Raw genomic sequence first — 23,685 nt, forward strand, 5'->3', positions numbered from 1 at the left:
TTTTTTGTTTACACATAGGCAAAGCGGGCAAAGTTTGGTACTATGAATATAGAATGTTATTTGTCATACGGCAATCGTGCTATATGGTGGATACTAACTATTTTAAAAAGGAGGTCCATAGAATGGATCAATTTTCAAATGCTGCCGGTCCTAATGAACTATCGGAATCGGTATATGAAGTGGCATTTACGCCTATATTGGAACGGGAAGAATATCAAGGAGAACCGTTACATTCTAAACTATTGGCTTTACAAAGCGCCATGGGCGAAGAAGATTTTAACGAATATATTAACAGTTTATTACGCATTACGTATAATGGTAAGCAATTATGGTTAATTACAAAAAGTGAACGAAAACGTACCTTGATTGAAGGTAAATTTTTGCCGCTTATTGCCGAAGTATTTGAGGTAGCAGCACCGCGTGTGTTCTCGCAACCATAATCAGTATCAATTAAAGGCGAAACATTATATTGCTTTTTGATTGAATAAATTAAGATACTTAATGTATAAAAATTCATAAAATGGGAATATTAATTATTAGATGCTACCTGTATCAATCGTAGACCGTGATTGGTATAGTATTATCTGAATTATTAATATAATACCTGTAAGCGAGTAGTATTCTTTGTAATAGTCATGCGATATAAATTCTCTTTAAATCGATGAAAATAGAAGTAAATCGGTAAAGATAAATATAGTTGATGAAAATATAATTAAATTTTTAGTTTATCATTGATAATCATTGATAAGTTTTAAAATGAGAGAAATTCTCATTGACTAAAAATAAAATCTAACGTATCATTATACCAACGAAGAATAATCAACATGTATTTCGAATGTATTCGATGATGTGAAATATGACAGACTTTTGTCAGATTAAGAGGTTCGATTATGGTATAAGTTTAGAGGTATTTTTGATATCGGAGGATTTATAAAATGAGTACAAAGGGTATTATTTTAGCGACATTCGGTTCAATATACGGCGAAGCCGTAGAAAAATCCGTAGGCATAATGGAAACAAAGATTAAAAAAGCATATCCCGATGCAGTGATTCGCCGTGTCTTTTTGGCGGAAGCGTTGGTGGAGAAGTGGAATGAAAAATATGAAAAACCGGTACAATCTTTAGAAGCCGTGTTGGCTGAATTCAAAAATACCGGCGTCCGCGATGTATTTGTTTTGCCATTTGCCTTGGTAGCCGATCAATGTTATCAAAAGATGCGCAAATCGATTGCCGCATTTACCTATAATACTGAACGAAACGCCATGCGCATTCACGTAGGTAAACCACTCTTAAGTTCCTTAGGTGTAAAAAACTATGCCGATGATTATGTGGCTACTATTGATGCCATTATGAAGCACGTGAATATTCGCGCCTTGAAAAAATCCATCTTGCTTATGGCGAACGGCCAAAATCAATTGGAATTCAGTGCTTTGCAGTTAAAATGCTTATACGGTAATGGCCAAAATGTGGCGGTCTTTACATCGAATGGATTCCCTAATTTCAAACAGGCTTTAACTTTATTGGAACGCTTAGATCATAAAGAAGTTTTGGTAGTGCCATTGGCGCTTATCGGCTCAGAACATCTGATGGATTTCTTAGGTGGCGATCGTTCCGATTCCGTAGCTACCTTGCTAACTGAAGAAGGCTATGGAGTTTCTATTTGGAATGAAGGCTTAGGTGAAAACCCGTTTATTCAAGAGTTATTCTTAAAACATTTAGCCCAGTCCATTCGCATGATTGAGCGTAAACAACAGGCGCATCAGCAGGCTAAAGCGGACAGTGTAAACCGCTCGAGTATGGCTGTTTAATACGATATAATTACATATTAACGGTCCTCGTTTTGGGGACCGTTTTTTTTAAAGGAGGGTGTATGAAGCAAGCTGTTTTAGTAGTCGCTTTCGGTACTACGGTGCCAACGGCACGGACCAATCAAATCGATCCGGTTGTGGATTTTATCAAAAAAGAGTTTAAAGAGTATGAAGTTCGTTTAGCTTTTACTTCACGCATTATTGTTAAGCGTTTGCGTGAACGGGGCGAAGAAATCGATACGGAGCAGAGTGCGATTGAGGCCTTAATTGCTGAAGGTTATGAATCCATTGCGGTACAACCGCTTCACATGATTGGCGGCGAAGAATTTGATAAGCTGAAGGCTAATATAATGGCTTATGAAGGACAAGGTTCTTTGCAGCATATTGCGATGGGACGCCCTTTATTGTATTTTATCGGTCAGGAAGAACGACCTGATGACTATGAAGCGCTCATTGAGAATTTTATAAAAAAACTCAATGTACCGGAGGAAGAAGGTCTATTATTGGTTGGCCATGGGGGCATGAGCGTAGGCAATACGGCGTACGCCGCTTTACAGTTGAAATTGTGGCGTGCCGGTCATACCAATGTTCGTGTGACCACGTTGGAATGCTTCCCCGAATTGGAGGATACGGTTATTCCGTGGGAATGGCTAGACGGTAAACGGCCGGGACGTATTCAGGTGCATCCGCTTCTTTTAGTGGCCGGTGATCATGCCTTAAACGATATCTTCGGTGATGAAGATGACAGTGTTCAATCCATGCTGGAAGAAGCAGGTTTTGAAGTAGTACGTCATTTGAAGGGACTTGGTGAGTATCGCGGTGTTCAGGAAATATTCGCTGAACATTTAAAAGATGCCATGGCCGGGCGTTATGAAAAACGCAGTTCGCATCGGCCAAGTATTCCTAAGATTAAGTAGGCGTTGCCATAGAATTAGAGTATAGTTTTTAATTTTGCATAATCTGTAGTTTAGGTATTTAATGTTGTGATTTTTGCAATCACATAAAATATGCTTGCTCTTTGCGGCAAGTAACGCATACAATAAGAAAGTATTATCTAAGCAAGATTCAATTTCAAGATAGTTTTGTTATCAAGTGTTAAGAAAAGGAGTTTATCATGAAAGGTAAATTATTTGGTATCGGCGTAGGTCCCGGAGATCCGGAATTAATGACAGTCAAAGCAGCTCGTATTGTAGGCGAAGCGGATATTATTATTACGCCAAAAACCGAAAAGAAAGACGGTTCCGTAGCGCTCAATATTGCTAAACCGTATATCCAGGAACATACGGAAATCGTGCCGGTTGTGTTCCCGATGGTGCTTGATGACAATGCGCAAGCTGAAGGCTGGCAAGAAGCTAAAAAGATTATCCTCAGCTATTTAGAAGCGGGTAAGAATGTAGTGTTCCTTACTTTGGGCGATCCAATGTTCTACAGTACGTATATGTATGTATATCGCTTGATCGAAAACACCGGTTTTGAAATTGAAACAATTCCGGGTGTAACCGCTTTCTGTGCCATCGGTTCCCACTTGGGTTATCCGATTGTAGAAAAAGAAGAAGTATTGGCTATCGTACCGGCTACGGCGCCTAAAGAAAAAATCGACAAAGTATTGGCCGTAGCTGATGATGCGGTAATCATGAAAGTATATCGTAATTTCCACGAAGTTCAGGAAGTTTTGAAAAAGCACGATATGGCGGATGATGCTGTAATGATCAGTCGTGTCGGTCTTGACGGTGAAGAAGTATATCGCGGCCTTGATGAATTACCGGCTGATTTGAAATTAAACTATTTATCCACTGTATTGGCTAAGCGTAAGGATCGCTAAGACTATGAAATCATATGCTATTCCGAGAGTTGTCATCGCCGGAACAAATTCCGGTGTAGGTAAAACGACCATTGTAGCCGGTTTATTGGCGGCGTATCATGAGCAGGGCAAGGCTGTACAAGCTTTTAAAGTGGGCCCTGACTATATCGACCCCGGTTTTCATAAACTGGCCAGCGGTCGTGATTGTTACAATTTAGACACATGGTTGGTACCGCCCCATAAAATGAAGCCTTTCTTTGCCGGTATGGCAGGGGATGCGGATTTGGTGATTGTGGAAGGCGTTATGGGCCTCTATGACGGTGGCCGTGAAGGTGTGAGCTCCACCGCTGAAATCGCTAAATCGCTTGACGCACCGGTTATTTTGGTTATTGATTGTAAAGCTATGGGCGAAAGTGCGGCGGCTATCGCCAAGGGCTTTAAAGAGTATGACCCGGCCGTTAATTTGGCAGGCGTATTGCTCAATCGCATCGGCTCCGACAATCATGAGCATATGATTCGTACAGCTATGGAACGCTTGGGGATTCCCGTTATTGGTGCCATTCGGCGTGATGAACGGATGCATTCGCCGGAGCGTCATTTAGGCCTTACGCCGGTGACGGAAACGGATCCGCAATCGGCCTTGACGACGATTCGTGAAGCCGTTAAGGTCAGTGTAGACTTGGAGGCTTTGGCTAACTTAGCTGAGGCTGCGCCGACCTTGATGGTGCCGGAATTGACCGCAAAAGAAGTGACGGGGCCAAAAGCTCGTATCGGGGTAGCCTATGATGAAGCGTTTTCTTTTTATTATCCGGCCAGCTTACAGGCTTTGGCGGCGGAAGGAGCGGATTTGGTGTACTTCAGTCCGCTTACCGATAAAACGTTACCTGACGTAGATGCCTTGCTTTTTGGTGGCGGCTTTCCGGAAATGTTCCTCGAAGCACTTAGCGAAAATACAGGCCTGATGGCGTCTATACGGGAAGCAGCCGCTGACGGCATGCCGATTTACGCGGAGTGCGGTGGTCTCATGTATCTTTGCGAGTCGGTTACGGATTTTGAAAATATTACCCGTCCTATGGTCGGCCTTGTGCCGGCTAAGACTGTTATGCAGGCTAAATTACAAAAAGTTGGCTATGTAACGGCTACGGCTTTAGGGGATACCTTATTGGCACCTAAAGATGAATTTTTGCGTGGTCATGAGTTCCATTTTTCTACGATGGAATTGTCACCGCAGATTACAGAAGCTGAATTCCCGTGGGCTTTTCACTTCGAAGGGGGTCGCAAATTGCAGTCTTATAAAGGCGGTTACAGCAAAGATAATGTATTGGCCAGCTACTTGCATTTAAACTTTGCCGGTAATGAAGCGGCGGCGGAACGTTTTGTGGCGGCCGCCAAGGCTTATCGTGCCAAGGAGGTTTAGGATGACTGATAAAGCGTTAAAATCCAATACAGCGGCTGCAACTATGACGACTGAAGCTACGACGGCTAAGCCTAATCGAGGCCTTATTCTGGTCAATACGGGTGACGGCAAGGGCAAAACAACAGCCTCTTTAGGGGTTGCTTTGCGTGCCGTTGGCAATGGTTATCGCGTGCTGATTTTACAATTTATCAAAGGCGGCCAAGCCTATGGTGAACTGAAAGCAATAGAAGCGTTACAAAAGGTCGGCATGCCTATCGAAATTCGTCCTATGGGTAAAGGCTTTGTGTTTCATAATAAAGAAACTTCTGAAGCTGATTTACAAGCCCATCGTGCAGCCGCCGATAAAGCATGGCAGATGTTGACGGAAGAAGTGATGTCCGATAAGTGGGACCTCATAATTTTTGATGAAATCAACTATGCCGTAAAATTCGGCTTATTGCCGGTGGAACAAGTTGTGGATCTATTAAAAGCCAAGCCGGAGCGTCTTCATGTGGTTCTTACCGGGCGAGATGCGAAGCCGGAGATTGTTGCCATGGCCGATACCGTTACGGAAATGCGCGTGGTTAAGCATGCTTATCAACAGGGCATTAAAGCGGCCCGGGGCATTGAGTTTTAGTAAAATCCTTGTCAAAGGCATGTTTATAAATCGAAAAAATTAGTATTTCGTGCTTGAAAAAATCGAGGTAAATGGATATAATTAACTTATAGAGAGTTATTATTAATTTTTACTATAAGAAAGTTCTTATAGGATATAATTTTTATGACCAAGGGGGTTATATCAATGGCAGTAACAAACTATGTAAAATCCGCAGATTTCAAGAATGAAAAACACGTTCCTGTAATTACCGCACCTGATACAGTTAAAGCAGGTGAAAAAGTTCACATTGAATTGGAAGTAGGCAAAGACATTGCTCATCCAAACACAACTGAACATCATATTTCTTGGATCAAATTATACTATGTTGAAGAAGGTACAACGCTTCCTTACGAAGTAGCTCGCCTCGAATTCAACGTACATGGTGAAGCCGCTGCCGGCGCTAACGAAGGCCCTGTATATGCAGAAGCAGCCGGTGTTGTTGTTGCATCCTTCAAAAAATCCGGTAAATTGATTGCTACTTCTTACTGCAATATCCACGGCTTATGGGAATCTGAAAAAGATATCGTTGTTCAATAATAACTTTTTCCGATTTACTTCGTTGTAAATAACAGCGTAAACGAAAGCTATTAGGGGTTGTAACGAAATTGAGTTTTTTACTCACGTTTCGGTTACAACCCCTTTTTATTGCTTGCTAAGATTTATAATGATGTAAACAGCCTGAGGTTTTGAAATGTGAAGTCAGAAAGTTTTTAGATTATTAATACTACGTTATATTGTATATAATGAAAGGAGAGGCCTATGATTTCAATCGTGCAGTACGGTTCTGATACCTGTATGCCTTGCGGCGCTTTAGAGACGAAGCTGGGTGCTTGGGTAAAAGAGCATGAAGGCATCGATTACAGTTATGTATCGGTGGAATTAGAGCCGGCTAAGGCGGCTCAGCAAGGTGTTTTCACGGTACCGGCCATCGTTGTGTATATAGATGGCAAGGAAATTACGCGTCGCGCCGGTTATTTTAGCCTCGATGAGCTGTTGGCTCAGGTTGAAGATATTAAGACTAGAATAGAATCGTAATAATGGTGGGCTAACCATTGCGGGTTAACCATTGTGGCTTAAACATTGCGGTCGGTGTAAAATAGGCTGTGATGTGTGCGGAGTCAGTACTTTTTTAGTGACGTTGTCTTTAGATGAGGATTAAAGGCTTTTATACTTTACACAAAGAGCCTTTTTATGATAGAGTATCTTTATATATTTTATAGTATTTTTAGAGATAAAGAGGGATGCATAGTGGCGTTAATTGTTAAGAAGTTCGGTGGCAGTTCTGTGGCTTCACCGGAGAAAATTTACAATGTAGTCAACCGCGTTTTGCGTGACAAACAGCCGGAAGACCGCGTTGTAGTTGTTGTATCAGCTATGGGCGATACGACCGATGACTTAGTGTCATTAGCACGTGCTGTCACATCGAGACCGTTTGGTCGGGAAATGGACCGCCTGTTATCGACAGGTGAGCAAGTATCCATTGCGTTAGTAGCGATGGCATTTATGGAAAAAGGGCAACCGGCCGTTTCCATGACGGGTGCTCAAGCCGGTATTTTGAGCAGCGATAATCACGGGAAAGGTCGTATTTTGACAATCGATCCGAAACGTGTATTTAAAGCCCTTGATGAAGGTAATGTAGTTGTTGTTGCCGGATTCCAGGGAATTACCGATTGTGGTGATATTACGACTCTCGGACGTGGTGGTTCCGATACGACAGCTGTTGCATTGGCGGGGGCTATGCAGGCGGATGTATGCGAGATCTTCACCGATGTGGAAGGTGTTTATTCGACGGATCCGCGAATTGCACCGAATGCGGTTAAATTGGATGAAATTACGTACGGTGAAATGCTGGAAATGGCTCGCTTGGGGGCGGGTGTTATGCAGCCTCGCGCCGTAGAAATGGGCAGCCGTTACGGTGTACCGATTCATGTACGTTCAACATTCAGTGACAATGAAGGGACCATTATTCGGGAGGACTATACGATGAAAGAAAATGAGCATGTAATTCAAGGCGTAGCCGATGATACCAATGTGGCGAAAGTTTCAGTGGTAGGCGTTGAAAATAAACCGGGCATTGCCCATCATATCTTCCAAAGTTTGGCAGATAAAAATGTTGATGTGGATATGATTGTGCAGAGCATTCGTACCGTTGAAGATCAGAAGACGGATATTGTATTCACCATTACATTGGATGATGTAGTATTAGCTCGCGAAGTGTTGGAATCGCTTAAAGCGGAAACGAAGATGGAAGAATATGTCATTAATGAAAAAATGGCAAAAGTATCTATTGTCGGTGCCGGTATGCTTGGGGAACCGGGCGTAGCAGCTCAGATGTTCGGCATTTTGGGTGAAGAAAATATTAATATTGAAATTATCAGTACATCTGAAATCAGCATTACTTGCTTGATTGCGGAAGATCGTGTAAAAGATGCGATTCGTGCTATCCATGATAATTTAGTGATTGGCAACCGTGGTTAATAGTGTTCCATAGCAATTATTAGCACGACTGTCAGGGCTCATTAAACTTACAAACATACAGACTTTCTCAGGTTATTTAAATGTGACCTAAGAAAGTCTGTTTTATTTTGAAAATCTTACTCATCTTTAGTATAATATAAGTTGTGCACAGTTTATTTGAGTGCCTGAGAAGTTAATTATAATCAATTAATTGCTTAATATAAAATAATGATAAAGGAGTTTTGCTATGAAAGAACAAAATATCTATAGCGGTTTTAAAGTAGAGCGCATTGAGACTGTTCAGGAAATTAGCGGTACAGCTTATTTGCTTCGTCATGAGAAGTCCGGCGCCCGTTTATTATACATTGATGCGGACGACACGAATAAAGTGTTCTCCATTTCCTTCCGCACACCACCTAAGGACAGTACCGGGGTGGCACATATTATGGAGCATTCCGTGCTTTGCGGATCCCGCAAATTCCCTTTAAAAGAGCCGTTTGTAGAGCTCGTTAAAGGTTCCCTTAATACATTCTTGAATGCTATGACCTATCCGGATAAAACGATGTATCCCGTAGCCAGCAAGAATGACAAGGATTTCCATAACTTAATGGATGTGTACTTGGACGCTGTTTTTTTCCCACGCGTAGCGACTGACAAAGAAATCGTCATGCAGGAAGGTTGGCATTATGAACTGGATAATGCGGACGATGAATTGACCTATAAAGGCGTTGTATACAACGAAATGAAGGGTGTATATTCGTCCCCTGACTCCATTTTGGAAACACATATGATGGCCGATTTGTTCCCGGATACGACCTATGGCGTTGATTCCGGCGGTAATCCTGATAATATTCCTGATTTGACCTATGAAGATTTCCAAGGTTTTTACAAAAAATATTATCATCCATCCAACAGCTACATTTTCTTGTACGGTAAAATGGATATTGAAGCACAATTAAAGTTCATCAACGATGAATATTTGCAAAATTTTGATGCCATTACAGTTAACTCTGAAATTACGTTACAAAAACCATTCGCTGCAGGTAAGGTAACAGCTTATCCTTACAGCATTGGTACGGAAGAAAGCGAAAGCGGTAAGACTATGCATGCCCTTACCTATGTAATGCCGGAAATATCTGTTGTGGACAGCTTAGGGCTTGATATTTTGACACATGCCTTATTGACTTCGCCGGCAGCACCACTTAAGGAAAAACTCGTTAAAGCCGGTGTGGGCAGTGATATTAGCGGCTATTTCTTAGATAGCGTTCGTCAGCCGATTTGGAATGTAACGGTTAGCGGTTCTGAAATGAAGGAACAGGCGCGTGTTCAGGAATTGGTGGAAGCGGAACTTACTCGTCTCGTTAAGGAAGGGCTTGATAAGAGCTTGTTGGAAGCATCCCTTAATATTACGGAATTCGCTTTGCGCGAAGCTGATTTTGGTGGTCGTCCGATTGGTTTGGCCTACGGCATTCGCGTTATGGATCAATGGAATTACGACAAAGATCCGATTCAGGCATTGCGTTATGAAGATGCGTTAAAACAATTGCGTGAAGGTCTTACCAATGGTTATTTTGAAGCGTTAATCGAACGCGGTTTGCTTAAGAATCAGCATAAAGCCCTTGTTTCTATTTATCCGGAAAAAGGTTTGCAGGAAAAGAAAGAAGCAGCGGAACGAGCTCAGCTAAAAGAGATTAAAGCTAAAATGACGAAAGCAGAAATCGAAGCGATTGTAGCTCAGACCAAAGCGCTTAAAGCACGTCAGGCAGCACCGGATTCGGAAGAAGCCTTGGCTACTATTCCATTATTGGAACTCAGCGATTTATCGCCTAAAGTAGAACGGGTGGAACGTATCGACAGCAAACTGGGGGATGCGAACTTGCATTTCGTACCGACTCAGGCTAAAGGCATCAACTACACAAGCTTCTATTTCCATTTAGATTGTCTTGATGAGTCCGAGTTGTTCTATGGTAATTTGTTGAGCGATCTTATTTCACGTGTTGCTACCACCGAACATGGTTATGACGAAATTGCTAAAGAAATTAATATGAACCTCGGTGGTTTCAGCGCCAGCATTTCAGATTTTACAAAATACAACGAACGTGATGCATTTACGCCGTTATTTATTGTACGAGCCAAAGCGTTACACACTAAATTGGATGCTTTGGTACGTATAGTGTCTGAATTGGTTACAAAGACTGACTATACCGATGTAAATCGTTTGACCGAGCTCATTAAAGAAACTAAAGCTATTTGGGATACCGATGCATTCCGTCGCGGTCATACCATTGTAATGAATCGTGTAATTGCTCAGATTTCGGAACTCGGTAAATTCCGTGATGCCGCTAACCTCGGATATTTTGAACAGTTGGCAGCGTTAGCTGCTGATGAAAACGCGCTTCAAGAGTTGCCGCAAAAATTGGCAGTTGTAGCGGCTAAATTGTTCCGCCCTGCTAATGTGGACATTAATTTTGTCGGTGAAGCTCATGAATTTGAGGTTTTCAAAACATTGCTTACCGAAGTATTGCCACAGTGGCCAAACGAAGCTGTTGAGGCTAAGGGTTTGAAAATTACGAAGGAATATGTTAACGAAGGGATTGTTACCTCCGGTAAGGTTCAGTACGTGGCCCAAGGCGGTAATTTCCGTGACCATGGTTTTAAACCGAGCGGTGCCATGAAGGTGTTGGAAGTTATCTTGCGCTATGACTACTTGTGGACTCGTATTCGTGTTCAAGGTGGGGCCTATGGTGCATTCGTAAACTTCTACAACAATGGTAACTTTGTACTTTGCAGTTATCGCGACCCTAATTTGACGGAAACGTTAAAAGTATATAGCGAGCTCAGCGAATATCTTGAGAAATTTGATATTTCCGATCGTGAAATGCGTAAGTATATTATCGGTACCATGAGTGGTCTCGATATTCCGTTGACGCCGGCATTACGCGGACCGCGCGCTATGAGCGAATACTTCGGTGAAGTAACTCCTGAAGATGCGGAACGTTTGCGCGAACAGGTAATTGCGACCCGTCAGAGCGATATTAAAGCTTTGGCTGAAGTTGTAGCTTCGGTTATGAAAGATAGTCATATCAGCGTTATGGGTAACGAACAAATTATTAAGAAAGCAGGCGATATCTTCACTGATATCATTTCGTTGCCTCAATAAGACGAATTTAGACCTATAGTCGGTCTATGAGAATTGACGAATCCTGTGTATAATTAAATGCGAGTTAATAACACTCCTAGGCAAGGGCCTTGACCTCTGTTTAGGAGTGTTTTTTTATAGAGTGTATTATTGAAATCAGCTGAAAAATAGGAGTTGCCATGTTATCAGGACTAGCGGGACGATTTGGGATTGATTATATTTTGCCGCCGGCGAAACGATCGGGACCGGTGCCGACGACTAAAGATATTTACAAAGAATATATTGATGTAGCTTGGCCGGCTACTATGCAAGGGTTGTTATTGCAACTTATGACAGCCATCAATTTGGCCATGGTAGGGGCTCTTGGGGCCGATGCTTTGGCGGCTGTAGGGATTATGAGTCAACCCCTTATGGTGATGCTCGTTTTTGTCCGTTCCGCAGCGATTGCGATTACAGCTATTGTGGCGAGACGCAAAGGGGAAGAAGATTATGAAACGATGAACTCCGTACTAAAACAAGGGGTATTATTGACCGTATTGTTTTATGTGCCTTTGTTGTGTATCAGTTTTTATCTGTTAAATCCGATTTTAACGTTTGCCGGAGCGCAGGCTTCTTATATTGATGAGGCCGTTGCCTATGGTCAATTCATCATTATCGGTCTTTTCTTTTCGGCCTTAGGTGTTATGCTGGGGGCGGCATTAATCGGCGTGGGTAATACGAAGGCTATTTTCAAAGCAAATGCCATCGGTAATGTGCTTAATGTAGTTATGAGTTTCGTCTTGATTTACGGTCTGGGACCGATTCCGGCGCTGGGCATCAAAGGAGCCGGGATCGCCACTATGACGAGCTATACCTTAATCTTCTTTCTTTTGTTATATGCAATTCATGCGAAAGACTCCCATTTGTCGTGGCAGCGGGGCAGTTGGAAATTCAATCGTGAAATCTTACAAGGCATTTATTATATCGGTGGCAGCTCTTTGGGTGAGCAGGCTTTTGAACGTTTCGGTATGTTTGCGTATACCAAAATGGTGGCGTCATTAGGTGTAGTCGCTTTGGCAACACATCATATTTGTATGAATTTGATTGATATTTTTTACTATTTTGCCATGGGTTTAAGTTATTCCGGCGCTTCTTATACGGGGCAATCGTTGGGAAAAAAACGACCTGACTTGGCCGAGGCTTACGGCAAAATCGGTGTTCGCATCGCTCTTATTATTTCGGTAATCGGCTTTGTTCTGTATTTTGGTTTACGCAATGTAGTATTTGATATTTTCACCCAAGATAGGCTGGTTTGGCAGCTGGGGGCGGATATTATGATTCTCATGGCTTTTGCCAGCTTCCCGCAGGCTTTGCAATTAGTATATTCCGGCGTCCTTAAAGGGGCAGGCGATAATTTCTATGTTATGAAATATTCGCTCTTTGTTATTGCTATTTTCAGACCGATTATTACATATCTCCTTTGCTTTACCTGGGGATTCGGTCTTTATGGTGCATGGATAGCTCTTTTAATTGATCAGAGTATGCGGACGGCATTTTCCGGTTGGCGTTTTAGAAGCGGTGTATGGCAGCATATAAAAATTTAGACGTAGGTATAATGCACTTTAAAACAGAGTGCATTAGCATATAAAAAAATGATGAATTATAAAATGAATGGCGTATTTACGGCGCTTATACAAGGACAAAGGCTTTGATTTGTGATATAATAACATCAGTATAAACAGCTAATTATGTATACGATAGAGGAGGACATAGATATGAAAAAGAAATTATTGGCAACGGTTATGGCCGTTTCCATTGCTACACTTTCTACCGGTGCATTAGTAAATACGACGCAAGCATTCAGCTTGAATTTAGGCAGCATTTTAAAAGTGGGCGGCGTGGGCATCTTAGTTGATCGCTTCGGCGGCCAGATTAATGATTTTTTAAATAAAATTTTAGCTCAGAATAACTTGAGCACTACCTATACGACTAAGGTTGTGCCGATTGTCAGCGTAGGTACGAACGGTTACATCGGGGCGGCTCAGGTTACCGGACCTGCTTCCGAAGTAGAGCGCGTTGAAGCGGTAGCTCAGCTTGAAGCCAGCTTTAATAATGTAGCTCGTATTAAAGGTTTAGTGCCTATCGACAGCAAGAACCCTGTTAATGCATCCCGTATTCAAGGGGTTGGTGTATCCGCTATTATTGACCTCAAAATTTAATCATATTGTTTAAGCTTTGAATCAAATAGCATTCAATAATAGGTTAAGTCTTGTTTATTTGGAGGATGTATGAAAAAACACATGCTTACGTTGGCGGTAGCAGCGCTTATGACCGGTCAGGTATGGGCGGCTCCGGAAACCGTATTAGAGAAAACCGATGCCTTAGAAAATACAGTATATGGTTCCACGCAGGTTGGGGCTTTAGTGGATCGTGTGCAGCAGATTAGTCAGACCGTTTATGGTAGAGACTCTTCCGGCACTTTAAATTCACAAGTTGATTCCTTGTACAATTCCATCGATGGCAACACGCGCGGTAAAGTATCGGTAAGTCAAGAATTAGCCATGTTGGAATGGCATTACCAGAATAAAGTGGGCAACGGTTCCTTAGTTGCTCGTGTGGAACAATTGGAACGCAGTGTAACCGGTCGTATCAGTACCGGTGCCTTGGACACACGAATTAATGCCTTAGCCAAAACGATTAACGGAGCACCTTTGAAATTGACTTCTCAAGTAGGCTCGGCACCAAGCACGGAAGTATTTGCCGTAACTTTGAATACGCCGATTAATACGGCTACCAGCAAACTGGGTGATACTTTCAGCTTTACCGTGTCGGAAGATTTGATGGACGGTAATATCTTATTGGTACCGGCCGGCACTGTTGGGGAAGGTCATATTTCTGAGCTTAAAAAAGCATCCTCTTTTGGTCGTAACGGTAAATTAGATTTGATGTTTGATAAAGTTCCGGCATTGGATGGCACTGAATTTACAGCTATTCAAGGGGAAGAAGCAAAAGCTCGTACGCAGCAGGAATTGAAAGCAGCCGGCGCCTCCGTAGCCGGTGCCGTATTATTGGGACCGGTCGGTTTAGTAGGCGGTTTCTTTGTAAAGGGCAAGAATATTGACTTGCCTGTAGGGGCTACAATTTATGTACAGCCACAAGAGTTGGTAACCGTACAGGGGATTGTCGTAGGCGGTGATGGCCAGGCTCATAACTCCAGCGATCCAAGTTCCCAAGATTCCTATGATGACTATACATTAGGTGATGCATCAGAACCGGTAACCTTAGTTCCGGCCGACTCTTATGAAGACGAAGATACACCGGTGAAGGTAGTGGAAGAGTCCGATGATTCAGCGGCAACGGTGGAAGATGGCGATTCTGAGGACAATGGTGAAGTGGAAGAAGCAAGTGCTGATACTGCGGACCAAACGAATGTATCACAATCACAACCAATAATTGTTGTAAAACGCAACTAATCCAGTGAAGATGAGGTAGGTAAAAGATGGTAATGAAAAAGGCTAAGTATGCATTGGGTGCCGCTTTAGTCGCTATGCCTTTATTAGCCGTACAGGCGGCCGATAATAGAGGCCTTGTTTATGAAAATGCTCAAGATGTTGCAACCGATTCCAATCCGGTAACCATCGCTAATATGGGCGAGTCCGATGGCGGTCTTATTCGTGTAGTCCGTCGCGGTAAGCCGGTGACAACGGTAAATGACAGTGAGTTACCTGTTAAAGTTGATGCGGACAGTATGTATTACAGCAGTGCTACCGGCAATGTTGTGGCTGTCGGTAAAGTAGATACTTATCAGGGCAGTTGTGAAATTCATAGTGAAAAGCTGTTAGGTAATACTAAATCCCAAGAGTATACGACGGATGGTGAGTTTCATTACCTGGAAAATAAAGGGGCCACTAAGGACTTACGGGGCCAAGATTTAGTATTTAACAGCGGCACTAATGCCATGACGGCACCTGATGTTATCGGCTATGTAGAGCCATACTATGTGAAAGCTGAAAAAGCAGAATTCGACGGTAATCAGGGCCTTATTACCAAAGGCTGGGTTACTACCAAACATGCTATGGCCTATAAAGGTGTGCCCGATTATCGTATTAAAGGCAGCACCATTGAAGTGTATCCGGGGGATAAAGCCATTATTCATGATGCCAAACTGTTTATTAAAAACGGTAAAATCATGAGTACGAAGAAATATGTGGTATCCCTTCGCAATGACCGTAAAGGTCAGTTTAGTGTGTTTGATTTGATTCCGAGACCGACTTATTCCAGTGATGATGGGTTTGGTTTGAAGGGCGGCGTTAAGTATCCTATAGGTGAAAACGGTGAATTATTCTTCCGCTATCATTGGATGACGAAGGAAGGCTTTAAGCCAAGCTACGGTTATCGTCACTACTTGCCTTGGGGCGTTGCTACGGTCGGCGCGAGCCGTGAATCGGCCACTTTAAATGCCCGTACCGTTTGGGTAGAAAAGAAACCGGAATTCTCCGTATATACTAATGTGTACCATATTGGCGATACTCCGTTTACTGTTCGTGGCGGTGCTACGGCCGGTTACTGGAAAGAAGATTACATCAAGGGCAGTCACTACATGTACTTTGGTGAAGTAAGCCATGATACAATTAAATTGGCCAAAAATGCCAATTTACGTTTCTATACAGGTTATCAACGCGATTACTATGGTTATAACGACAATATTCGCAGTATGCCTTATTGGGGAGGCAATGCCAACTGGAGTATGAATTCCCGCATTAATGTGTTTGCGGGCTATCGCCAGAATAATTTTGATGATAGAAATAATTCACCATATCCATTTGACCGTGTAGATATTTTGCGTAATTTTAGTGTAGGTGCTTCGGTACGTTTAACTCGTTTGGATACTTTTGTTATTTCGACTCAGCGTGATGTACAGTCCGGTGAGTTGCGTTATGTAGATTACACCTGGCATCGTGATATGCACTCCTTCGAAGGATGGCTCACATATCAGTCTAAGCAGAAAAAATGGTCTTACCTTGTAGTTGCTAAAGATTTCTAGTAATTGAACAAAGTCTGGATGTTTTAGGTTATGAAGCTGTGTCCTATGGCATAGATTCATAATTACTCTTAATCATTATTATGACGGAAAAAAAGTGAGGTCTTTCAAACATGGGCAAAGTACGCAAAGCTATTATTCCGGCCGCCGGTTTCGGTACACGTTTTTTACCGGCTACCAAGGCACAGCCTAAAGAAATGTTACCGATTGTTGATACACCGGCGATTCAATATATTGTGGAAGAAGCGTTGGCTTCCGGTATTGAAGAGATTTTGATTATTACGGGCCGCAATAAACGAGCTATTGAAGATCATTTTGATACCAGTGTTGAATTGGAACAGTTGTTACAGCAGCAGGGCAAGAAGAAACAGTTGGCCATGGTTCGGTCCCTGGCGGATATTCAGGTTCACTTTATTCGTCAAAAAGCACCGCGTGGTTTGGGCGATGCCATTCTTTGCGCCAAAGCTTTTGTAGGCAATGAACCGTTCGCCGTATTACTGGGTGATGATGTGGTATATAACCCTGAAAAACCTTGTTTAAAGCAATTAATAGATTGTCATGAGCGTATGGGCGGCACGATTCTTGGCACTCAGCGCGTACCGGAAACAAAGGTAAGTTCCTATGGTATCGTAGCGGGTCATGAAATTGAGCCTCATATTTATAAAGTAGATGGCTTGGTTGAAAAACCGTCACGTGATTTGGCGCCATCTAATTTGGCTGTCTTGGGCCGTTATATTTTGACACCTGAGATTTTTGGAGTGTTGGAAAATACTCCGCTTGGCGCCGGTCGTGAATTGCAGCTTACCGATGGTCTTGCCGCTTTGCAGAGTGATGTATATGCCTTAGAATACGAAGGCCGTCGCTATGATATCGGTGACCGTCTTGGCTATTTGGAAGCCACCGTGGAATACGGCTTGCGCAGTGAACATTGCAAAGATTTATTCCGTACCTATTTGCAGGAATTGATTAAAACATTGTAACAAAAAGCCTTTTTCAAAGTAAGTACTTCACAGTTTTTGAGTACACTTTGGGAAAGGTTTTATTTGTTAACAGCGCAAATGGTGTGCAGTTGACGAATAAGCATGAATTTAATATAATTTTAAGTAGATTTGCGAAAGAGGGGGCTCCAAAATGCGTGAGTTATTTAAGGCGATGATTGAAGCTGATAAAGAATTACCCCGTTCAATGGTGATTGCGCAATTAAAATGGCAACGTTTGGCAAAGCCGGCGGAGCACACCGAAGTTCGTCAGAACGGTGAGTGGTATGAAACTGAGCTGGTAAGAGGCAATGAAGCGCTTACGGTACTATTAAAGGTTTTAACGCCTGATTCAATTCCGGTGAAGCCGAAACCGGCGAAGGCGGATTATCAGATACCGACTGATGTTGTGCCTTGGCGAGCATTCAATCGATCTGAAATTTTAGAATTTGTAACGGATGTAGAAGATCATAACAGCATTCATCAGCAGGAAAATGCCATTGTGCCGGGCTGCCAGATTTTGGAGGCCATGGCGGCGTATTTAGCTGAAAATGTGGGGACGAATGTTACAGCTGTGAAGATTCGATTCCGTAGGCCCACCTTTGTAGATGAGACAATTGTTTTACAAAGATCGGGACGCACCATCCAAGGTTTTACCGCGCATCGACCGGTATTTACCTGCAGCTACAAGTAGCTTGAGTTTTACTTACTTTATTGTAAGGTTTACTATTTATTTAAAGAGTGGCTTATTTTTTATTTGATGAGTAGCTTAACTTTAAACGTTAGTTATGCAAATACACTCATAGTTTGTGGTTATTATTTTAGTTTGTGAGGTTGTTTATTATGTCAGATACTCGTAAATTGACAAAAATGGCGTTACTCGTAGCGTTAACCTGCGTGTCCGCTTACATTTCGTTCCCGATCCCGTTTTCACCGGCCATGGTAACGGCTACCACTTTGGTATTATGCTTAATCGGATTTTTATTACCACCAAAGGAAGCCTTTATTACTATTTGTGTGTATTTATTATTGGGGATTATCGGGGTGCCGGTATTTTCCGGCGGTACTAGCGGTCTTGGTAAAATTTTAGGCCCTGCCGGCGGTTACTACATCAGTTATCCGATTGCGTATACTATTCTCAGTATGCTTAAAGGCAAAACGCCGTCTTTCTTCAGTTATTTCTGGCGTTCCGCCGTTATTACCATTCCGATTACGTATATTTTCGGTATGATTGGTGGCATGATTGTAACCAATATCGGACTTGAAGCAGCTATAGCGGGTTATGTGTTGCCGTTTATCCCCGGCGACCTTATTAAATGCGGCATTGCTGCTTGGTTAGGCATGAAAGCGGTTAAATTGAATATCTAAGAGACAATTTCTCGTTGGAGGCATTATGAAAATACAACAAAGATTGTCTCCGGTGTACATAATGGGCGGCCTTAGGACGCCCATTGGTTCTTATAAGGGGCAATTTAAATCGATAAAACCGGAAATATTGGGGGCTCGTGTATTAGATGCGTTATATGAACAGTATCCTGACGTGGCTGAAATCATCTGTGGTAATGCGGTCGGCACCGGTGGTAACATTGGTCGTTTAACGGCTTTAAATTCTCGTTATGGTGAAAAAACACCGGCCTATACGGTGGATATGCAGTGCGCTTCGGCCGGCGCAGCGATTATTCAGGGCTTTCGCGCGATACGAAGCGGCATGGCGGATTGCGTGCTGGCCGGCGGCACGGAAAGCAGTTCCTTACAACCTCTTAGAACCTATGCAGCGGGGGATGACAGATTAGGTGAATATATGGTGGCTCAGTTTTCACCACAGGAGAATGATGCTCAGGCTATGTTAAAAGGAGCACAACGAACCATCGAAAAGTATGATGTGAGCAAAGAAGAGTTGGATTATTGGAGTTTGCGAAGCCAACAAGCGGCCGGGCGAGCTCGTGATGAAGGCTTGTTAGCGCCCTATGTGTTAGATATGGGGTGGGACTATGTGGATGAAAGTGTGCGCCCCGGACTGTCACAACGCTTATTGGATCGCATGAAGCCTGTTTTGGGGCCGGGGACCTTGGTGACGGCCGGTAATGCTTGTTTTACTCATGATGGAGCGGCTTTTGTGGCCTTAAGCAATGAAGTAGGCCCTTTTAAGCTGGTCGACGCCATTACTTTTGGCGGTGATCCTTTATATAGTCCTGAAGGGGCGTGGCAGGCAACCGAACAGCTGCTAGCTAAAACGGACCTCACCATGGCGGATATTGATGCGGTGGAATGGAATGAGGCCTTTGCGGTGATTGATGTGCTCTTTGAACGCAATTATAAGGCCTATGTGGACCGTTACAACCAATTGGGCGGAGCTTTGGCCTATGGTCATCCTTTCGGCTGCTCGGGAGCGATTATTTTGCTCCATTTGATGGCTGCTTTAGAGTACTGTAACGGTAGATATGGGATTTGTGCTATTGCCGGTGCCGGTGGCATGGGGACGGCCATGCTTATTGAACGAATGGAGGCGGTTTGTGATGCGTGAAAAAATTTTAACAACCCCTTCTCAGACTGCTGAACAGAATGCCTCTATAATTGCTATGAAGGGTCTTTCCTTTTGGGAACGCCTCGATTATATGGCTCAGAATTATCCGAATAAGCTGGTTCTGGTTGTAGATGACGCAGCGTACACCTATGAAATGCTGAATAAGGCAATTCGTGAAGTTGCCCAAGAATTGGCGAATACGGCGCAACCGGATATTTCGCAATCAGATAGGGGGCAGGCGAATTCCGAGCTGCCTAATTTAGAGAAGTCTAATTCCGGGCAGGCGAATTCCGAGGAAGATAACAATCGCATTGAGTATATCCGCTCTGAGTCGGTATGGCAGCAATTCGTACAGTGGCTGGGAGCGATGAAAGCAAAACGCTTACCCATTCTATGTCATCCTGATTTAAGCGATGAACGTCTGGCACAGTTGCAAGCTAAATACGGTTTTACTATTGACCGTAGTGTCAATCCGAAAGCTGATTTCGGCGTGCTAACTTCGGGCACAACCGGTTTGCCTAAAATCTTATGGCGGCCGTTGGCCAGTTGGGTGGATTTTTTTGAAGCACAGAATAAAATCTTTAAAATCGACTTTGGTACGATTATTTTTCAACAAGGCAGTTTAAGTTTTACCGGTAATTTCAATACCCTTGTATCCGTTATCTATGAAGGGGGCACGGTGGTTACGTCCGCTCATATGTCGCCCCGTACTTGGCTGGCATTGAGTGAACAATATGAAGTGACTCATTGGTACTTATTGCCCACGAAATTGCGCCTTGTTACGGCGGTTTTACAGGATACGTTACAGTCACTCAGAATGATTTTTACGGGATCCCAAACGCTGGATGCTAAACTGCTGCATAAGCTCAAAGCTAAACAACCGCATACGGAATTTATTCTTTATTACGGCGCCAGTGAATTAAATTATATTACCTATTGCTCCGGCGAAGAGTGGTTGGCAGAACCTAACACGGTGGGCTATCCGTTTCCGGGCGTTACCGTTACGGTAGGCGATGACAGCTTTATCTATGTAGATACACCATATGGGATAGAAGGGTTAACTTTGCCCTTCACAGTGGAAGATACGGGCTACATTAGTGATAGCGGGCGATTGATTTTTACCGGGCGGAAGCAGGCTATGATTAATCGTGGCGGTTATAAGCTGTCTATTCCGTATTTAGAGAGTCGTTTATTAGCCATTGACGGCATTACGGCGGGGGCGGTTATCGGTGTGCCGGACGAACTTCGGGGGGAACAACCGGTGGCTTTTTTAGTAAAAAACAATAACACCCCTATACAAGATATAGTAGGTGCCATATCAGAGCGTTTACTCATCAAAGAACGGCCGAAGGATATTATTTGGCTTGATGAGCTGCCTTTGACAGCCTGCTCGAAGGTTGATATTGTGCGTTTAAAGCAATTATACCTTCAAAGTGTTGTCAAGCATGAAAATGATATATAGTATAATATATTGAAATCGAATACAAGATGTTGTATAATAAGCAAGACGAAAGCAACTGGTGACTGTAAAGTACCGGTTGCTTCCATTTATAGGTAAGTACTGGGGTATTTAACTAGGTGGCCAAATGGTCATTGCTTATTTGTCAATATCTTTTTTTAATTTACATACTATATTTAGTAGTAAGTGTTAGGGAGGCTTTACCGTGTTGGAGGTAATTAAACGTGATGGCCAGAAAGTGCCATTCGATAAAACAAAAATCGAAATAGCTATCGAAAAAGCCATGAATAGCAGTACCGGTTTATATGAAGAAGGATTGGCGGGGCGTATCGCTGACGAAATCGAAGAATACGCTCACAAAATCGGCAAAACATTGACAATTTATGCTATTGAAGACCAGGTATATTACAAATTGTTGGAATACCATAATCCGGCAACGGCACGTGCTTATGAAAACTACAAAGCCGTTCAGGCTTTTAAACGTAAAGAAAATACGACCGATAAAGATGTATTCGGCTTGTTGGATCGCAGCAACACGGCATTGATTGATGAAAACTCCAACAAGGATGCAGCCATTGTTTCCACGCAGCGCGACCTTATTGCCGGTGAAGTAAGCAAGGACATTGCCCGTCGTAAATTAATTCCGGCGGATATCGTACAGGCTCATGACAGCGGCGCTATTCACTTCCATGATATGGATTACATCATTCAGCCAATGTTCAACTGCTGTTTAATTAATTTGGAAGATATGCTTACCAACGGTACCGTTATTAACGGTAAGAAGATTGATACGCCGAAGTCCTTCCAGGTTGCTTGTACCGTAACGACTCAGATAATTGCGCAAGTCGCTTCCGGTCAGTACGGCGGTCAGAGTATTAACGGTATCGACCGCATTTTGGCACCGTTTGTACGTAAATCGTATGATAAGATTTTAGCCAATGTTTTGGAAGAACAGGTTGAAATCTATGACATGAAACCGAATATGGAAAAAGCGAAAGAAATTGCTTGGAAACGTACGCGCAAAGAAGTTAAAGACGGTATTCAGACTATTCAATACCAGATTAATACGTTGATGACGACGAACGGTCAGGCTCCGTTTGTAACCTTGTTTATGCATTTCGACCCAAACAGCGAATATGCTAAAGAAGCGGCGCTCATCGATGAAGAAATTTTGAAACAGCGCATTATGGGCGTTAAAAACGAAGCGAATGTGTACATTACACCGGCGTTCCCTAAATTGATTTATGTATTGGACGAACACAATATTCATCCGGATGCACCTTATTATTATTTGACTGAATTAGCCGCTAAATGTACGGCTAAACGCATGTATCCTGACTATATTTCTGCTAAGAAAATGAAGGAAAATTACGAAGGTAATGTATTCAGTCCAATGGGATGTCGTGCCTTCTTGTCCCCTTGGAAAAACGAAAAGGGTGAATACGTATTTGATGGTCGCTTTAATATGGGCGTTGTAAGCCTTAACTTGCCGCAAATCGGTATTTTGGCGCGTCACAGTGAAAAACGTTTCTTTGAAATTTTGGATAAACGTTTGAAATTGGTTGAAAAAGCTTTATTGTTACGTTATGAATTATTGAAAAACGTAACCAGTGATGTATCGCCGATTCATTGGCAGCATGGTGCTATTGCTCGTCTTAAAAAAGGTGAATCCATTGCGAAATTCCTTAAAGGCGGTTATGCGACAATCTCCATGGGTTACATTGGTATGTACGAAGCGACTAAGCTCATTACGGGTGAATCTAATACCGGTGAAAAGGGCCGCGTATTTGCCATGAAAGTCATGGATCGTTTGAACGAAGCCATTGATACTTGGAAGAAACGTCATAATATGGGCTTTGCTTTATACGGTACACCGGCTGAAAGCCTTACCAATCGTTTCAGCTCTTTGGACCGTGCCCGCTTTGGTGAAATCGAAGATATTACCGATAAAGGCTATTACACAAATAGCTATCATGTAAACGTACGGGAAGAAATTAATGTATTTGATAAGTTTGCGTTCGAATCGGAATTCCAGAAAAAGTCGACCGGCGGTTGCATTTCTTATGCGGAAATTCCGAATATGACCAATAATATTCCGGCCGTATTAACTATGATTAAATACATTTACGATAATATTTCCTATGCGGAATTTAATACAAAATCAGATTATTGTCATGTTTGCGGTTTTGACGGTGAAATTAAAGTCAACGATAACAATGATTGGGAATGCCCACGTTGTCATAATACGGACCGCGATAAATTAACAGTAATCCGCCGTACTTGCGGTTATTTAGGTGAAAACTTCTGGAATGAAGGACGTACTAAAGAAATTAAAGACCGAGTAATGCATATTTAACACTCAAAAACAGGTCATGATTTCATGACCTGTTTTTTGTTTAGATTATTTTATTTAGATATGAGAATGATTGTGCCGAAGTAACAATTA

At 42.7% G+C, this 23,685-nt stretch carries 20 protein-coding genes; all 20 read left to right on the forward strand.

What is annotated here, in order from left to right:
- Positions 1-122: 122 nt before the first annotated feature.
- Positions 123-440, forward strand: coding sequence for a hypothetical protein (locus tag EO124_RS02565; protein ID WP_127058202.1), 318 nt, complete (start codon positions 123-125; stop codon positions 438-440).
- Positions 441-935: 495 nt separating this feature from the next.
- Positions 936-1,808, forward strand: a complete 873-nt coding sequence (locus EO124_RS02570; protein WP_127058203.1) for a sirohydrochlorin cobaltochelatase — start codon at positions 936-938, stop codon at positions 1,806-1,808.
- Positions 1,809-1,870: 62 nt separating this feature from the next.
- Complete coding sequence (locus EO124_RS02575; RefSeq protein WP_127058204.1) at positions 1,871-2,725, forward strand: sirohydrochlorin cobaltochelatase; 855 nt, start codon at positions 1,871-1,873, stop codon at positions 2,723-2,725.
- Between the two features lie 197 nt (positions 2,726-2,922).
- Complete coding sequence (cobI, locus tag EO124_RS02580) at positions 2,923-3,630, forward strand: precorrin-2 C(20)-methyltransferase (RefSeq protein ID WP_021840990.1); 708 nt, start codon at positions 2,923-2,925, stop codon at positions 3,628-3,630.
- 4 nt (positions 3,631-3,634) lie between these two features.
- Positions 3,635-5,026 (forward strand): cobyrinic acid a,c-diamide synthase CobB, encoded by a 1,392-nt coding sequence (locus tag EO124_RS02585; protein WP_127058205.1) that lies wholly within the window; start codon positions 3,635-3,637, stop codon positions 5,024-5,026.
- Between the two features lies 1 nt (position 5,027).
- Complete coding sequence (gene cobO, locus EO124_RS02590) at positions 5,028-5,642, forward strand: cob(I)yrinic acid a,c-diamide adenosyltransferase (protein WP_127058206.1); 615 nt, start codon at positions 5,028-5,030, stop codon at positions 5,640-5,642.
- Between the two features lie 165 nt (positions 5,643-5,807).
- On the forward strand, positions 5,808-6,200 hold the full coding sequence (locus EO124_RS02595) for a class II SORL domain-containing protein (protein WP_040770711.1): 393 nt from the start codon (positions 5,808-5,810) through the stop codon (positions 6,198-6,200).
- A gap of 222 nt (positions 6,201-6,422) precedes the next feature.
- Positions 6,423-6,698, forward strand: a complete 276-nt coding sequence (locus EO124_RS02600) for a thioredoxin family protein (RefSeq protein WP_127058207.1) — start codon at positions 6,423-6,425, stop codon at positions 6,696-6,698.
- 213 nt (positions 6,699-6,911) lie between these two features.
- Positions 6,912-8,141 (forward strand): aspartate kinase, encoded by a 1,230-nt coding sequence (locus EO124_RS02605; RefSeq protein WP_127058208.1) that lies wholly within the window; start codon positions 6,912-6,914, stop codon positions 8,139-8,141.
- Positions 8,142-8,367: 226 nt separating this feature from the next.
- Positions 8,368-11,280 (forward strand): insulinase family protein, encoded by a 2,913-nt coding sequence (locus tag EO124_RS02610; RefSeq protein ID WP_127058209.1) that lies wholly within the window; start codon positions 8,368-8,370, stop codon positions 11,278-11,280.
- 158 nt (positions 11,281-11,438) lie between these two features.
- Positions 11,439-12,842 carry an MATE family efflux transporter gene (locus tag EO124_RS02615; RefSeq protein WP_127058210.1) on the forward strand — a complete coding sequence of 468 codons (1,404 nt, stop codon included), beginning with the start codon at positions 11,439-11,441 and terminating at the stop codon, positions 12,840-12,842.
- Between the two features lie 171 nt (positions 12,843-13,013).
- The gene (locus EO124_RS02620) at positions 13,014-13,457 is read left to right on the forward strand and encodes a hypothetical protein (protein ID WP_127058211.1); all 444 of its coding nucleotides are present in this window, start codon (positions 13,014-13,016) and stop codon (positions 13,455-13,457) included.
- 69 nt (positions 13,458-13,526) lie between these two features.
- Positions 13,527-14,711, forward strand: a complete 1,185-nt coding sequence (locus EO124_RS02625; protein WP_127058212.1) for a hypothetical protein — start codon at positions 13,527-13,529, stop codon at positions 14,709-14,711.
- Positions 14,712-14,737: 26 nt separating this feature from the next.
- Positions 14,738-16,282 (forward strand): LPS-assembly protein LptD, encoded by a 1,545-nt coding sequence (locus tag EO124_RS02630; RefSeq protein ID WP_127058213.1) that lies wholly within the window; start codon positions 14,738-14,740, stop codon positions 16,280-16,282.
- Positions 16,283-16,392: 110 nt separating this feature from the next.
- The gene (gene galU / locus EO124_RS02635; RefSeq protein WP_127058214.1) at positions 16,393-17,259 is read left to right on the forward strand and encodes a UTP--glucose-1-phosphate uridylyltransferase GalU; all 867 of its coding nucleotides are present in this window, start codon (positions 16,393-16,395) and stop codon (positions 17,257-17,259) included.
- Positions 17,260-17,410: 151 nt separating this feature from the next.
- A complete protein-coding gene (locus EO124_RS02640; protein ID WP_127058215.1) occupies positions 17,411-17,950 on the forward strand; it encodes a hotdog family protein in 540 nt (179 codons plus the stop codon).
- A 149-nt stretch (positions 17,951-18,099) separates the two neighbouring features.
- On the forward strand, positions 18,100-18,624 hold the full coding sequence (locus tag EO124_RS02645) for a biotin transporter BioY (protein ID WP_021841003.1): 525 nt from the start codon (positions 18,100-18,102) through the stop codon (positions 18,622-18,624).
- 25 nt (positions 18,625-18,649) lie between these two features.
- On the forward strand, positions 18,650-19,780 hold the full coding sequence (locus tag EO124_RS02650; RefSeq protein ID WP_127058216.1) for a thiolase family protein: 1,131 nt from the start codon (positions 18,650-18,652) through the stop codon (positions 19,778-19,780).
- A complete protein-coding gene (locus EO124_RS02655; RefSeq protein WP_164726537.1) occupies positions 19,773-21,242 on the forward strand; it encodes an AMP-binding protein in 1,470 nt (489 codons plus the stop codon). The genes EO124_RS02650 and EO124_RS02655 overlap by 8 nt, the downstream gene beginning before the upstream one ends.
- Positions 21,243-21,444: 202 nt before the next feature.
- Positions 21,445-23,595: an anaerobic ribonucleoside-triphosphate reductase gene (gene nrdD / locus EO124_RS02660; protein WP_127058218.1), complete on the forward strand. Its 2,151-nt coding sequence runs from the start codon at positions 21,445-21,447 to the stop codon at positions 23,593-23,595.
- Positions 23,596-23,685 lie beyond the last annotated feature (90 nt).

This window comes from Veillonella ratti, assembly GCF_003992115.1.
Lineage (GTDB): Bacteria > Bacillota > Negativicutes > Veillonellales > Veillonellaceae > Veillonella_A > Veillonella_A ratti.

Bases quoted from the DNA above. Each gene is read 5' to 3' on its own strand.
- EO124_RS02565 (WP_127058202.1), top strand. From the start codon at position 123: ATGGATCAATTTTCAAATGCTGCCGGTCCTAATGAACTATCGGAATCG.
- EO124_RS02570 (WP_127058203.1), top strand. From the start codon at position 936: ATGAGTACAAAGGGTATTATTTTAGCGACATTCGGTTCAATATACGGC.
- EO124_RS02575 (WP_127058204.1), top strand. From the start codon at position 1,871: ATGAAGCAAGCTGTTTTAGTAGTCGCTTTCGGTACTACGGTGCCAACG.
- cobI (WP_021840990.1), top strand. From the start codon at position 2,923: ATGAAAGGTAAATTATTTGGTATCGGCGTAGGTCCCGGAGATCCGGAA.
- EO124_RS02585 (WP_127058205.1), top strand. From the start codon at position 3,635: ATGAAATCATATGCTATTCCGAGAGTTGTCATCGCCGGAACAAATTCC.
- cobO (WP_127058206.1), top strand. From the start codon at position 5,028: ATGACTGATAAAGCGTTAAAATCCAATACAGCGGCTGCAACTATGACG.
- EO124_RS02595 (WP_040770711.1), top strand. From the start codon at position 5,808: ATGGCAGTAACAAACTATGTAAAATCCGCAGATTTCAAGAATGAAAAA.
- EO124_RS02600 (WP_127058207.1), top strand. From the start codon at position 6,423: ATGATTTCAATCGTGCAGTACGGTTCTGATACCTGTATGCCTTGCGGC.
- EO124_RS02610 (WP_127058209.1), top strand. From the start codon at position 8,368: ATGAAAGAACAAAATATCTATAGCGGTTTTAAAGTAGAGCGCATTGAG.
- EO124_RS02615 (WP_127058210.1), top strand. From the start codon at position 11,439: ATGTTATCAGGACTAGCGGGACGATTTGGGATTGATTATATTTTGCCG.
- EO124_RS02620 (WP_127058211.1), top strand. From the start codon at position 13,014: ATGAAAAAGAAATTATTGGCAACGGTTATGGCCGTTTCCATTGCTACA.
- EO124_RS02625 (WP_127058212.1), top strand. From the start codon at position 13,527: ATGAAAAAACACATGCTTACGTTGGCGGTAGCAGCGCTTATGACCGGT.
- EO124_RS02630 (WP_127058213.1), top strand. From the start codon at position 14,738: ATGGTAATGAAAAAGGCTAAGTATGCATTGGGTGCCGCTTTAGTCGCT.
- galU (WP_127058214.1), top strand. From the start codon at position 16,393: ATGGGCAAAGTACGCAAAGCTATTATTCCGGCCGCCGGTTTCGGTACA.
- EO124_RS02640 (WP_127058215.1), top strand. From the start codon at position 17,411: ATGCGTGAGTTATTTAAGGCGATGATTGAAGCTGATAAAGAATTACCC.
- EO124_RS02645 (WP_021841003.1), top strand. From the start codon at position 18,100: ATGTCAGATACTCGTAAATTGACAAAAATGGCGTTACTCGTAGCGTTA.
- EO124_RS02650 (WP_127058216.1), top strand. From the start codon at position 18,650: ATGAAAATACAACAAAGATTGTCTCCGGTGTACATAATGGGCGGCCTT.
- EO124_RS02655 (WP_164726537.1), top strand. From the start codon at position 19,773: ATGCGTGAAAAAATTTTAACAACCCCTTCTCAGACTGCTGAACAGAAT.